The 13,282-nt window shown below is 70.5% G+C and carries 10 protein-coding genes; 1 reads left to right on the top strand and 9 read right to left on the bottom strand.

Annotation, left to right across the window (positions count from 1 at the left end):
• Positions 1–442 precede the first annotated feature (442 nt).
• The 9 genes from C1729_RS03195 to C1729_RS03155 all read right to left on the bottom strand — a co-directional run bounded on the left by C1729_RS03195 (position 443) and on the right by C1729_RS03155 (position 10,961).
• Entirely contained in the window at positions 443–2,119 is a 1,677-nt protein-coding gene (locus C1729_RS03195; protein WP_102508588.1) for a GspE/PulE family protein, read from the bottom strand.
• A 146-nt stretch (positions 2,120–2,265) separates the two neighbouring features.
• Positions 2,266–3,123 (bottom strand): shikimate dehydrogenase, encoded by an 858-nt coding sequence (locus C1729_RS03190; protein ID WP_102508586.1) that lies wholly within the window; start codon positions 3,121–3,123, stop codon positions 2,266–2,268.
• Positions 3,114–4,310, bottom strand: a complete 1,197-nt coding sequence (mltG, locus tag C1729_RS03185) for an endolytic transglycosylase MltG (protein WP_102508584.1) — start codon at positions 4,308–4,310, stop codon at positions 3,114–3,116. The genes C1729_RS03190 and mltG overlap by 10 nt, the downstream gene beginning before the upstream one ends.
• Before the next feature lie 16 nt (positions 4,311–4,326).
• The gene (gene ruvX, locus C1729_RS03180) at positions 4,327–4,833 is read right to left on the bottom strand and encodes a Holliday junction resolvase RuvX (RefSeq protein WP_102508582.1); all 507 of its coding nucleotides are present in this window, start codon (positions 4,831–4,833) and stop codon (positions 4,327–4,329) included.
• On the bottom strand, positions 4,830–7,517 hold the full coding sequence (alaS, locus tag C1729_RS03175; protein ID WP_102510484.1) for an alanine--tRNA ligase: 2,688 nt from the start codon (positions 7,515–7,517) through the stop codon (positions 4,830–4,832). The genes ruvX and alaS overlap by 4 nt, the downstream gene beginning before the upstream one ends.
• A gap of 78 nt (positions 7,518–7,595) precedes the next feature.
• Positions 7,596–8,015, bottom strand: coding sequence for a hypothetical protein (locus C1729_RS03170; protein WP_102508580.1), 420 nt, complete (start codon positions 8,013–8,015; stop codon positions 7,596–7,598).
• On the bottom strand, positions 8,012–8,446 hold the full coding sequence (locus tag C1729_RS03165; RefSeq protein ID WP_102508579.1) for a DUF948 domain-containing protein: 435 nt from the start codon (positions 8,444–8,446) through the stop codon (positions 8,012–8,014). Before C1729_RS03165 ends, C1729_RS03170 begins: the two co-directional genes overlap by 4 nt.
• 293 nt (positions 8,447–8,739) lie before the next feature.
• Positions 8,740–9,366, bottom strand: a complete 627-nt coding sequence (gene rpsD / locus C1729_RS03160) for a 30S ribosomal protein S4 (protein ID WP_102508577.1) — start codon at positions 9,364–9,366, stop codon at positions 8,740–8,742.
• A 218-nt stretch (positions 9,367–9,584) separates the two neighbouring features.
• Positions 9,585–10,961 (bottom strand): replication-associated recombination protein A, encoded by a 1,377-nt coding sequence (locus C1729_RS03155; RefSeq protein WP_102508576.1) that lies wholly within the window; start codon positions 10,959–10,961, stop codon positions 9,585–9,587.
• Positions 10,962–11,046: 85 nt separating this feature from the next.
• On the opposite strand from C1729_RS03155, the gene C1729_RS03150 reads away from it, so the two are divergent.
• Positions 11,047–13,281 (top strand): MMPL family transporter, encoded by a 2,235-nt coding sequence (locus C1729_RS03150; protein WP_242493695.1) that lies wholly within the window; start codon positions 11,047–11,049, stop codon positions 13,279–13,281.
• Position 13,282: the final 1 nt, after the last annotated feature.

The raw sequence follows: 13,282 nt of genomic DNA, 5'->3' as shown, positions 1-13,282 counted from the left end.
CCGGTCTGGACCCCCGGGACCAGCGCCGTAGCCCGTCGTGCGCCGCGGACCCTGGGCCGCACCTGGCGCGGCAAACGACCGCGGCTGATGTTCCTGCGCAACCGCATGAGCAGAGTCGTGGATCCCCTGCGCAAAACTCTCGAGATCAGCGCTCTGCGACGAGATGCCGGGTTGAGTCCCAGCCCTCGTCACTGTCCGCATCGCCGGCGAGACAGCGCCCTCAGCACGTGGCCCGGTCGCCCAAGCCTGCTGAGGTGCAGGTGCAGGTGCAGGTGCAGTCGCTCGGACCGCTTCAGCGCCGCCGGGGGTCCACCCTGGGGTCAGCGATGTCCCGGTTCCGTCCGGGGTAAACATCCTAGCCACGTATGCCTCGCAGTGGTCGACGACGGTGCCGGAGCGCACCGCCGCAGCAGTTATCGGCAGGCAGCGACGCTGACTTGAGTCACGCGACGACCCGAAGGATCTCCTCGATCGTCGTCCGACCTTCAATGACCTTCTCCCAGCCGTCATGCCTCAGAGTCTTCATTCCCGCACCCTGCGCCTCGCGCGCGATATCTGCCGCCGACGACCCCGCCACCGCGTGACGTTCGATCGCCTCGGTCACCTGCATGACTTCATGCAGGGCAAGCCGACCCCGATACCCTGTGCCCGAGCACGTCGTGCACCCACCCGGCCGCTGCAGGAGAGGCTTCTCATCCCCCGGAACCCAGGGGAAGCGAGCACCCGTCAGCTCGTCGTCCGACGGGACATAGGGTTCCTTGCACTTGTTGCACAGCTTGCGTGCAAGCCGCTGCGCGACGACGCAGTCGAGCGCCGAGCCCACGAGGAACGGCTCGATCCCCATCTCGACAAGACGAGTCACCGCCGACGGGGCGTCGTTCGTGTGGAGCGTCGACAGCACGAGGTGGCCCGTAAGCGCCGCCTCGATCGCGATCTGCGCAGTCTCGTGGTCACGAATCTCACCGAGCAGCACAACGTCCGGGTCCGACCGCAGGATCGAGCGGAGCGCACTCGCGAACGTCAGACCCGCCTTCGGGTTGACCTGCACCTGGTTGATGCCCTCGAGCCGGTACTCGACCGGGTCCTCGACCGTGATGACGTTGATCTCAGGCTTCGACACCGCGTTGAGCGTCGCGTACAGCGTCGTCGACTTGCCCGAGCCCGTCGGCCCTGTCACGAGGATCATGCCGTACGGCTTCTTGTAGGACTCCTCGTAGATCGCATAGTTCGAGTCGCTGAACGACAGGTCACGCAGGTCGAGCCGTGCCGTGGAGTTGTCGAGGATACGCATGACGATCTTCTCGCCCCACACCGTCGGCAGCGTCGCCACACGCAGGTCGATCTTCTTGCCGTTGTGGGTCACCGACATGCGACCGTCCTGCGGCTTTCGCCGCTCCGCGATGTCGATGTCCGAGAGGATCTTCACACGCGAGATCACGCCCGCGGTGATCCCCTTCGGGGACCGCTGCATCTCATGGAGCACCCCGTCGATGCGGTAGCGGACCCGCAGGTCCTTCTCCGTCGGCTCGATGTGGATGTCGGACGCACGGTCGGTGATCGCCTGCGTCACAAGAAGGTTGACGTAGCGAACGATGGGCGCGTCGTCGTCGACCGAGCTCCCGAGCTTCGAGAGGTCGAGCTCGACGTCCTGCTGCTGCTCGTCCTCCATGGCACCAGCGAGTTCGTCGATCTCGTGGTCCGCACGGACGTACCGGTCGATCGCCCGGCTCAGGTTGTCGTGAGCGGCGACGACAGGTGTCACCTGCATCCGCGCGTGGCTCCGCACGTCGTCGAGCGCCATGACGTTGCCCGGGTCCGCCATCGCCACGACGACATGGTCGCCCCGGAACGCGATCGGCAGCAGCAAGTAGCGGCGGCACAGCGACTCGGGGAGCAGAGCGACCGCTGCACGGTCGACCGTGAACTCGTCAAGATCCACGTACTCGAGCCCCACCTGCTGAGCGAGCGCGCGGACGAGGTCCTCCTCCGAGAGGATGCCCAGCTCGACGAGGACTCGCCCGAGCGACGACCCGCGTTCGATCTGCACGTCGAGCGCGTGCATGAGCTGGGCCTCGTCGACGAGGCCCTCTTCGAGCAGGATCTCACCGAGCTGCTTCATGTCTGCCGTCCTCCCGTCGCACCGTCGATGGTGCACCTCGGGTTATCGGCAGCAGGCGGCCCCCACTCAAGCGAACGAGACGCTCATTACACGATCCACACGTGCGCGGGGCGCACCACCAGACGACGCGGGTCGACGTCGCGGGTTCAAGCGCGCCGCGCGAGCTCCGCCTCGAGCGCGTCGCTCATGGCCTCGAGCGGCGGCACGTGGCCCGTCATGAGGCGCACCTGCTCGGCCGCCTGGTGGAGAAGCATGCGTTCCCCCGGTGCGTCGACGCCGCCGAGGCGGCGCCACGCCGCCTGGAGCGCCGTCGGTCGCGGGTCGTAGACGACGTCGAGCAGTACTCCCCCGACGTTCTCGCATCGGGCGTCGAGCGCGTCCGCGACGGCGTCGGCCCCCGCACCGGGCACGGTCGAGACGACGATGTCCGCGCCGACGAGGGCCCGTGGCGCGTCCTCGAGCTGCCCGAATGTCGGCTCAACACCCATGCGGTGCGCCGCACGACGCAGCGATCCCGTGCGTGCGAGCGACCGCACGAGCACGAGCGGGTCCGTGATGCCGAGTTCACCGAGGGCGGCGAGCGTCGAGGCTGCCGTCGCCCCGGCGCCGAGCACGACGGCCCGGGCCGGCCGACCCTCGGGAGAGTTGTAGCCCGCCTCTCGGAGCGCCGCAACGATCCCGTGGACGTCTGTGTTCGCGCCGACGACGGTGCGCACACGACCCGATCGCTGCAGCAGCACCGTGTTGACCGCACCGACGACCTCGGCGAGAGGCTCGACGTGGTCGCACAGACCGAGCACCGTCTGCTTGAGCGGCATCGTGAGGCTCAGCCCTGCCCACTCCGGACCGCACGCGGCAAGGAACGCGCCGAGCTCGTCCTCCGTGACGTCGTGCCTGTCGTACTCCCAGTCAAGCCCGAGAGCCACGTAGGCGGCACGGTGAAGGACCGGCGACAGCGAGTGCTTGATCGGATGACCGAGGACGCCCGCACGGGTCACTCGGATGTCTCTTCGGTCGCCTTCGCGCTCTCACGAGCGTGGAACTCACGCAGCCACTCGCGGTATCGCTCCTGCTGAACCAGGTGCTCCGGGTACGTGTTGGAGAACACCGTCTCACCGGTGTCGCCGTTGACCGTGACGAAGAACAACCACTCTCCGGGCGTCGGGTCGAGCACGGCCTCGAGCGCTGCCTTGCCCGGCGAGCCGATCGGTCCCGGCGGCAGGCCAGGGTACTTGTACGTGTTGTACGGGTTGTCGACGGCACGGTCGTCAGCAGTCGTCGTCATGTCGTCGCTGCGCTCGCCCTTGATGTAATGGATCGTCGAGTCGAACTCGAACGGCTTGTTGATCGCCAACCGGTTCTCGATGACCCGTGCGACCTTGCCGCGCGCGTCCGCAGGAGCCTCAGCCTCGACGAGCGACGCCTTCGTGAGCACCGCCTGCGCATCCTCGAGGTCAATCTTGAGGTCACCGAGCACGGTCACCTGCTTCGCGATCATCGTCGAGAGGAGCTCCGCAGCCGTCGTTCCCTCCTCGAAGGGATACGTCGCCGGAGCCAGCCAGCCCTCGAGCTTGCCGCCGGCCACGTCGGGAAGGCCCAGTGCCGCCGGGTCCTCAGCGGCCTTCTCGAACTCTTCGACAGGAATGCCCGTCACCGACGAGAGTCGGTCGAACGTCGCACTCACCGTACGTCCCTCGGGGATCGTCACCCCGTCCTGCTTGAGGTTCTTGCGGTCGAGCATCGCGGCGAGCGCGTCCTTCGCCGTCATGCCCTCCTTGAGCGAGTACGTGCCGTAGCTGAGGACCGCCGCCTTACCCTGCGCCGTCGCGTGCGCGCTCAGCGCCTCCGCGAAAGCCTCCTGCGACTTCACGACGCCCGCGTCGACGAGCGCCGCGCCGATCGCCGAGTTCGACGCCCCACGGGGAACCTTGACGAGAGCCTCACCGCTGCCCGGCCCCGGGTAGTCCGCGACGACCTTCTCCGTCGAGAACAGCTCGGGCAGCTTGCCAGCGAGGAAGACGCCCGTCCCGCCGACCACGACAAGAGCAGCCACGATGATGACGGCGAGGCGCATCCGCCGCTGCTTGCGACGGCGGCGAGCAGCGGGGTTGTTCCGGCTCGCAGCACGGGAACGCGCAGGCTGCGGTGCCTGGGGCGCGCGGGGCTCGGGCTGGGAGAACAGGTCGGTCACGCGTGGTCCTTCGTGCTCAGTCGTCGGTCGGGGCGGGGACGTCGACGAGGATGCCTGGACGACGGGCGCTCGCACGCTCGCCGTCGAGGGCGGTCTGCAGGATGATGACAGCTGCTACCTGGTCGACGACCGCACGATGTTTCCGGCCGGCACGACCCGACGCGTGGAGCGCCTGGTGGGCTGAGACGGACGTCATGCGTTCGTCGACAAGACGAACCTCGACGGGAGCCACGAGCGACGCGAGCCGCTCCGCATAGTGACGCGCGGCCTCGGCAGCGGCGCCCTCGGTTCCCTTGAGGTGCCTCGGCAAGCCAACGTACACCACGCTTGCGGCGCGTTCACCGACCTCGGAAGCGATCCTCACAAGATCCGCCGGGACCGTGCCGTCGGCATGCTCCCCGTCGCGCGCGAGCGTCTCGACGGGAGTCGCGACGAGCCCGTCGGGGTCGCTCGCCGCGAGGCCGACGCGGACCGAGCCCACGTCGACCCCGAGACGAGCACCCCGCGGAAGTGCGTCGCTCATCGCGCGGCGACGCTCGCCGTCACAGCCTCGAGCGCTGCCGGCACGGCGGACGCGTCCGAGCCACCACCCTGCGCGAGGTCGTCCTTGCCACCGCCACCTCCACCGAGAACGGCAGTCGCAGCCTTGACGAGCGCACCTGCACGCACGCCCGCCTCGCGGGCGGCCGCATTCGTCGCCACGACGACGAGCGGACGACCGCCCGACACGCCTGCGACAGCGACGACCGCCCCCGACGAGTCGCCGAGACGGCCACGGACGTCGAGCGCGAGCGCACGCAGGTCGTCCGCCCCCGAGACCTCGCCCGCGTCGTGCGCGACGACCCGCACACCCGCGGCATCGACCGCCGACGATGCGAGCGTGCCGGCGACCGCGAGCAGCTGCGCCTGCCGCAGCGCGGCGAGTTCCTTCTCCGCGTCCTTGAGGCGCGACATGAGACTCGCGACCCGGTCGACGACCTCCTCGCCACGCGCCCCGAGAAGCCCGGAGACCTGGCCGACGATCGCGCGCTCCTTCGCGTGTGACGCGTACGCGCCCGCCCCGACGAGGGCGTCGACACGCCGCACGCCCGAGCCGATCGACGACTCGCCGAGGAGCGTCACGAGACCGAGCTCGCCCGAACGCTGCACGTGCGTGCCCGCGCACAGCTCGCGCGACCAGTCGCCACCGATCGAGACGACGCGCACCCGCTCGCCGTACTTCTCGCCGAAGAGCGCCATCGCGCCTGAGGCGCGCGCCTCGTCAAGCGTCATGATCGCCTCGGTGACCTCGAGGTCCTCCTGGAGACGAGAGTTGACGCGCTCCTCGATCTCGGCGAGAGCCGAGCCCGGGACGGCTGAGCCGCGACGGAAGTCGAAGCGGATGCGGCTCGGCGCGTTCTCCGAGCCCGCCTGCGTCGCATCCTTGCCGAGCGACTCCTGCAGCGCCTTGTGGATGAGGTGCGTCGCCGAGTGAGCACGCGCGATCGCCCCGCGCCGGGCGGTGTCGATCGTCGCCTCGCCCGACTCCCCGACCGTGAGGGTGCCGTCGACGAGACGACCACGGTGGACGTTGAGACCCTTGATGGGCGCCTGCACGTCATCGACCTCGACGACCGCACCGCCGTCGAGGCGGATGACGCCCTCGTCCGCGAGCTGGCCACCGGCCTCCGCGTAGAACGGGGTGCGGTCGAGCACGATCTCGACGTTCGCCGGCGCCGTCGCCGCCGGCGACGGGACACCGTCGACGAGCAGCCCGACGACCGTGCCGCGCGCCGACGCCTCCGTGTAGCCGAGGAACGCGACGGGCGCGGACATCTCCGCCTTGATGGCCTCCCACGCCGCGACGTCCGTGTGCCCGGACTTCTTCGCGACCGCGTCGGCCCGCGCACGCGCCTTCTGCTCCGCCATGAGTGCACGGAATGCAGGCTCGTCGACCTGGACGCCGTGCTCCGCCGCCATCTCGAGCGTGAGGTCGATCGGGAAGCCGTACGTGTCGTGGAGCGCGAACGCCTCGCCGCCGCCGAGGACGGGGGTGCCGTCCCCCGCGGCCTTGACGGCCTTCGCCACCGCGGTGTCGAGGATCGTCGTGCCCGACGCGAGCGTCCGGAGGAACGCGTCCTCCTCGCCGTAGACGACGTCCGCGATGCGGTCGAAGTCCGCGCCGATCTCCGGGTACGACGCCATCATGAGGTCACGCGACACCGGCAGCAGCTGCGGAAGCACGGACTCCTGCACGCCGAGCAGCCGCAGCGAACGCACCGCACGACGCAGCAGACGGCGCAGCACGTAGCCACGCCCCTCGTTCGACGGGCGCACGCCGTCGCCGACGAGCATGAGCGAGGACCGCACGTGGTCGGCGATGACGCGCATGCGCACGTCGTCCTCGCCGCCCTGGCCATAGGCCTTGCCCGTGAGCTCCTGCGTCGCCGCGATGACGGGGAAGACCTCGTCGATCTCGTACATGTTCTGCTTGTCCTGCAGGAGGAACGCCATGCGCTCAAGGCCCGCGCCCGTGTCGATGGCCTTCTGGTCGAGCTCCCGCACGAGCGGGTAGTCCTTGCCCGTCCCCTCACCGCGGAGGAACTGGTCGAAGACGAGATTCCAGATCTCGAGGTAGCGGTCGCCGCCCGGGTCGACGTCACCGCCGACAGCCTCGGGGCCGTACTGAGGGCCGCGGTCGTAGTGGAACTCCGCGCATGGCCCGGCCGGACCGGGCTGGCCCGTGTCCCAGAAGTTCTCCTCGCGCGGCAGGCGCACGATGTGCTTCGGGTCGATGCCGATCTTGCGCGTGAGGACGTCGAACGACTCCGTGTCCTCGTCCCACAGCGTCACCCACATGCGGTCACCGTCGAAGCCGTAGCCTCCCGCGTCCTGCGAGCCCGTGAGGAGCTCCCACGCGAGGTCGATCGCGCCTTCCTTGAAGTAGTCGCCGAACGAGAAGTTACCGTTCATCTGGAAGAACGTGCCGTGGCGCGTCGTGCGGCCGACGTTCTCGATGTCGTTCGTGCGGATGCACTTCTGCACCGACGCGATGCGCGGGTGTGGCGCCGGCTCGGTGCCGATGATGTACGGGATGAACGGCACCATGCCTGCGACCGTGAAGAGCAGCGACGGGTCCGGCGAGATGAGCGAGGCGCTCGGCGCGATGTGGTGGCCGCGGGCCTCAAAGTGATCGAGCCAACGCTGGCGGATGTCGGCGGTACGCATGGTGTCCTCGTGTGTCTGGTGGTCGTGCATGGGTCGGCGCTCGGGCGCCGAAGGTCAAGGGTAGGGCCCCGGAGGGCCCTAGAAGGAGTACGGGAGGTCGTCCTCGTCGTCGATCCGCGTCGTGCGGCCCGGGAAGTCCCCGCCCGACGACGCCGGGTCGACCGGCTCCGCGCCCCAGCGTGCCGCGGTGCGCGCCTGCTCGCGCAGGTGGCGGGCCTGGCCCCGGGCGTCCGTGCGGTCGGCGGGCGCCCGGCCCTCGGCGGCGAGCGCCCCGTGGAGCTCGGCCTCACGGCGGTCGCGGGCCTCGACCAGGTCGCCGCCGAACGCCGCAGCGGCCTCACGCACGCGGCCCACGAACGTCGTCGCCTGTGCCGTCGCGCCCTTGACCGCGCGGTCGACGACCGCGGGCGGGCTGTAGCGCTCGCGCAGCTCGGTGGCCTTGCGCACGGCGAGCACCGTGACGCCTGCGCCGACGGCGACCCAGAAGAGCCGCTTCATCGGGTGTTCCCCCGTCGTCCGCGCAGGTCCGGGGCCGGGCTCGCCGGTGCGGCGTCGTCCGGGTCGAGGCCCCGCACGCGCGCGAGCGCACGCGCCGATGCCTTGCGCGCGCCGTGGAGCGTGCTCGCGACAGCGATGACTGGGCCGCCGAGCACCGAGGCGTAGAGGCCCGTAAGCGCCGAGACATTCTCGGCGACCTGTGCGGCCGACGTCGTCACGGTGTCGACCTTCGCGAGCTGGACGTTCGTCTCCGCGACCGTCGTCGTCGCCTCGTCGAGGATCGGCAGCGTGTGGTCCGTGAGCTCACGCACCGCGTCGCGCGTCTCGTCGAGCACGCGGCCCAGCTTGAGCAGCGGCACGGCGAGCAGCCCGACGAGCAGGACGAACGCGATCGCGGCGATGAGTCCGGCCACGTCTCCGAGCGAGGTCATCGGTGCTTCCTTCCGGTGCGGGAGCCCCGTGACGGGGCACCCGGCAACTCTACCTGCAGCGGCACTTCAACGGCCGTGCGAACGAGCACGCCGAACGAGGCTGCTGCCACCCACACGGAGTTCTTCCGGGAATCCGCACTGATGTCCACTCCCAGCGACCATCTGCGCGGATTCCTCGGACGTGGACGCCGGCGTGGACGCGGCGCGGACGGGGGTGGGGGCGGGGGCGGGAATGCGGACGCCCCGCGCGCTGCGAGGCAGCGGCGGGGCGTCCGACGTGATGCTCGGGCTGATCAGCGCGAGTAGTGCTCGACGACGAGCTGGACCTCGGCGGTCACGGGGACCTCGGCGCGCTTGGGGCGACGCACCAGGGAGAAGGAGAGCTTCTCGAGCTGGACGTCGAGGTACGCGGGGACGGCCGGGAGGACGTCACGGTGCGCACCGGCGGCGGCGACCTGGAACGGGACGGTGGCCTGGCTCTTCGGCTTGACCTGGACCGTCTGGCCCGGCTTCACCTGGAACGAGGGGCGGTCGACGATCTTGCCGTCGACGAGGATGTGGCGGTGCACGACGGCCTGGCGGGCCTGAAGGATCGTGCGGGCGAAGCCGGCGCGGAGGACGAGGGCGTCGAGGCGCATCTCGAGGATCTCGACGAGAGCCTCACCGGTGAGGCCGGCGTCCTTCTTGGCGACCTCGAATGCGCGGGCCATCTGCTTCTCGCGGAGGCCGTACTGGGCGCGGAGACGCTGCTTCTCACGGAGACGGACCGCGTAGTCCGACTCGGTGCGGCGGCGGGCGCGGCCGTGCTCACCCGGGGGGTAGGGGCGCTTCTCGAAGTGCTTGACGGCCTTGGGGGTGAGCGCGATGCCGAGGGCACGGCTCAGACGCACCTGGCGGCGCGAACGGGTCACAGAGGACACGGTGATTCCATCCTGTCGTGGGATATTGACGTCACACCCGGGCGACCGGGTGCGGGACCAGCCGACGCACAGCCCTCCGACGCGAGGTCAGGAGCAGTGTCAGGGCCGAGGTCCCAGGCGTGCCCGCTAGGGCAACCTGTCTATCGTACCCGATCCCCTCCCCATCCCCGACCACCCCGACACGTAGGCCCCCAGCACCGTTCGACGGTGCTCAGCACCTACGAGTCGGCGGGACGGGGGGCTCGGGCGAGGATGTCACGCACCGCGTCGAGCCGCGGACCCACCTGCCGCTCGAAGCCACGGTCCGTCGGCTCGTAGTAGCGACGGCCCACGAGCGTGTCGGGCAGGTACTGCTGCGCCGCGACCGCATGCGGCTCGTCGTGCGCGTACACATACTGCTGACCGTGCCCGATCCGCTGCGCACCCGCGTAGTGCGCATCTCGCAGGTGTGTCGGCACCGTACCGGCCCGCCCCGCGCGCACGTCCGCGATCGCCGCGTCGATCCCAAGGTACGCAGCGTTCGACTTCGGCGCCGTCGCGAGGTGCACGACGGCCTCCGCGAGGACGATCCGCCCCTCCGGCATCCCGATGAGCGCCACCGCCTGAGCCGCCGCCGTCGCCGTCTGCAACGCGCTCGGGTCCGCGAGCCCGACGTCCTCCGCCGCAGAGATGACAAGGCGCCGCGCGATGAACCGCGGGTCCTCCCCCGCGACGATCATCCGCGCCAGGTAGTGGAGCGCCGCGTCGACGTCCGAGCCGCGGATCGACTTGATGAACGCCGAGACGACGTCGTAGTGCTGGTCCCCCGCCCGGTCGTACCGCACGGCCGCGACGTCGACCGCCTTCTCGACCGTCGCCAGATCGACCGTCGCGCCCGTCCCGCGCTCCTCGAGCGCAGACCCCGCCGCCGCCTCGAGCACGGTGAGCGCCTTGCGCGCGTCACCGCCAGCGAGACGCAGCAGATGCTCGAGCGCGTTTTCGTCGAGTGAGACCTCCCCGCCGAGCCCCCGCTCGTCGGACACGGCCCGCTCGACGAGCGTCCGCACGTCGTCCTCCGCAAGAGGTTGCAGAGTAAGCAGGAGCGAGCGCGACAGCAGCGGGGAGTTCACCGAGAAGCTCGGGTTCTCCGTCGTCGCCGCGACGAGCGTCACCCACCTGTTCTCGACGCTCGGCAGCAACGCGTCCTGCTGCGTCCGCGAGAACCGATGGACCTCGTCGACGAAGAGCACCGTCTCCTCGCCGCCCGCCACGAGCCTGCGCCGCGCGTCCTCGACGACCGTCCGCACGTCCTTGACGCCCGCCGTCACCGCCGACAGCTCGACGAAGCGTCGGCCCGACGCCCGTGCCACGAGGTACGCGAGCGTCGTCTTCCCCGTCCCCGGGGGCCCCCACAGGACGACCGACGACGGCGCGGCGCGCCCTGAGGCCTCCCCAGACTCGACGAGACGCCGTAGCGGCGAGCCCGGCACAAGCAGGTGCGCCTGCCCGGCCACCTCGTCGAGCGAACGGGGTCGCATCCGCACCGCAAGAGGAGCCCCACGCGACGGCTCCGGAACGCCCGCGACATCCGTCCCAGCGGTCTCGAACAGGTCCATGGCCCGAGCCTACGGCGCTCCGCACCCGCGCTCGGACCACCCCTGCTCGTGGCGAACGCCCTCGTCGCGATGGGATAGTGGCTCAGTGTTCGCATCCCTCGGCCGCAGCCTCATCCGCCACCCGCGCCGCGCCCTCGTCGTCTGGGCGCTCGTGGCGCTCCTCGGCGCAGGCATCGCGCTCCTCGGGACCGGCGGTGGCAGCCTCTTCGACCGGCTGTCCACCGGCGAGCCAGCCGTCACCGGGTCCGAGAGCGCCGAGGGCAGCCGGATCCTCGCGGAGAACACGACGACCGGGCCGACCCTCACGATGATGGTCTCGGGCGTCGACCCCGCTGACGACGCGCTTCCGGCCGCCGTCGAGAGCGTGAGGGCCGCCGTCGCCGCTGTATCCGGTGTCGCCTCCGTCGTCGACCCGTACGCGCTGCCCGACGGCATCGCGAACCCTGCCGCGGCGCCCCTGCTCGCCGTGTCCGGCAACGGCTTCGTCATGGTCGCCGAGCTCGACCCGACCCTCGACGACGACGCGCGCGCAGCCGCGGAGGACGCCGTCGTCGCGGCGTTCGCCACCGCCGACGACGCGCTCGTCGCAGCGGTCCCCGGCGCCACGACGCTCGTCGGCGGGACGAGCCTCGTCGTCGAGGCCGTCACCGACCAGGTGAAGGCCGACCTCGTCACGGGCGAGGTCGTTGCGCTGCCGGTCGCGCTCATCATCATGGTCCTCGTCTTCGGCGGTTTCCTCACCGCCTCGATGCCCATGGTCGGGGCGATCGCATCGATCGGCGCGGGCCTCGGCGTCATCTACGGCCTCACATACGTCATCGACGTCGATTCCTCCATCGTCAACGTCGTCACCCTCCTCTCGATCGGGCTCTCGATCGACTACGGGCTCCTCATCGTCTCCCGCTACCGCGAAGAGCTCGCGCTCGCACGGACCCAGGAAGCCACGGGCGGCATGCGTCGCCGCCGCGGCGACGGCGCCGTCCACGTCGCACTCGTCCGCACGATGTCCACCGCGGGCCGCACCGTCGCGTTCTCGGCCCTCACCGTCGCCATCTCGATCGCCGGCCTCGTCGTCTTCGACCCGTCGATCCTGCGGTCGATCGGCCTTGCCGGCCTCGCCATTGTCCTCATCTCGGTCGCGACCGCCCTCACCCTCGTCCCGGCGCTCCTCCTCGTCGCCGGAGCGCGGATCGAGCGGCCCGGGGTCCTCACCCGCGTCCCGTGGCTCGCAGGCGTGCTCGCCCGCACGGCTGACGTCGAGAGCGACGAGGGTGTCTTCTCGCGCTGGGCAGCACGCGTCCAGAAGCACCCGTGGTGGGTGCTCGTCGGCTGCGTCTCCCTCCTCGTTGCGATGGCCCTCCCTCTCGGCCACCTCCACCTGCGCAACTCCGGAGTCGACCTGCTGCCCGCGTCCGACAGCCAGCGGCAGTTCGTCGAGCAGCTCTCGGCCGAGTACCCCGCAACGTCCGGGTCCGACCTCGTCGTCGTCGTCGACGGCACCCTCGAGGAGGCGGCCGCCTGGATCCCCGACATCGAAGCGCTCCCGCGGGTCGCTGAGGTGCGCGGTCCGTCCGCGCTCGGTGCCTACGCGGTCCTTGCGGTCGACACGACCGACGACGACGCCGGCGGCCCCGAGTCCGTCGCCGCCGTCCACGACCTGCGCGAGCTCGACCCGCCCCACCGCGCGTGGGTGACGGGACAGGCCGCCAACCAGGTCGACTTCCTCGACGCCCTCACCTCCCGGGCCCCCTGGGCGGTCGGCATCGTCGTCGTCGCGACCCTCATCCTGCTGTTCCTCATGACCGGCTCGCTCGTCGTCCCCGTCAAGGCGTTGCTCACGAACGGGCTCTCCCTCGCCGCGTCAACGGGCGTGCTCGTCCTTGCGTTCCAGGACGGGTGGCTCGAGGGGATCCTCGGCTTCACGTCGACGGGCGGGATCGAGACGTACGTCTTCGCGCTCGTGCTCGCGTTCGCGTTCGGCCTCGCGATGGACTACGAGGTCTTCCTGCTCGCCCGGATCAAGGAGCTCGTCGACGCTGGTCATGAGTCGGAGAAGGCCGTGCGACTCGGACTCCAGCGGTCCGGCCGCATCATCACGTCGGCCGCCGCGATCATCGTCGTCGTCTTCGCAGGCTTCGTCTTCGGCGAGTTGCTCGTCATCAAGGAGGTCGGGTTCGCCCTCGCCTTCGCCGTGGCGCTCGACGCGACCCTCGTCCGGATGCTCCTCGTGCCGGCGACGATGACGCTGCTCGGGACGTACAACTGGTGGGCGCCTGCGCCGCTGCGCAGGCTGCATGAACGCTTCGGCCTGGAGCACTGAC

The sequence above is a fragment of the Sanguibacter massiliensis genome (genome assembly GCF_900240335.1).
GTDB classification, from domain to species: Bacteria; Actinomycetota; Actinomycetes; order Actinomycetales; family Cellulomonadaceae; genus Flavimobilis; species Flavimobilis massiliensis.
This window is presented reverse-complemented; position numbering and strand designations above follow the sequence as displayed.

Excerpts from the sequence above, each read along its gene's own strand:
- ruvX (WP_102508582.1), bottom strand. The coding sequence starts at position 4,833 with ATGAGCGACGCACTTCCGCGGGGTGCTCGTCTCGGGGTCGACGTGGGC.
- C1729_RS03170 (WP_102508580.1), bottom strand. The coding sequence starts at position 8,015 with ATGAAGCGGCTCTTCTGGGTCGCCGTCGGCGCAGGCGTCACGGTGCTC.
- C1729_RS03195 (WP_102508588.1), bottom strand. The coding sequence starts at position 2,119 with ATGAAGCAGCTCGGTGAGATCCTGCTCGAAGAGGGCCTCGTCGACGAG.
- C1729_RS03165 (WP_102508579.1), bottom strand. The coding sequence starts at position 8,446 with ATGACCTCGCTCGGAGACGTGGCCGGACTCATCGCCGCGATCGCGTTC.
- C1729_RS03155 (WP_102508576.1), bottom strand. The coding sequence starts at position 10,961 with ATGGACCTGTTCGAGACCGCTGGGACGGATGTCGCGGGCGTTCCGGAG.
- alaS (WP_102510484.1), bottom strand. The coding sequence starts at position 7,517 with ATGCGTACCGCCGACATCCGCCAGCGTTGGCTCGATCACTTTGAGGCC.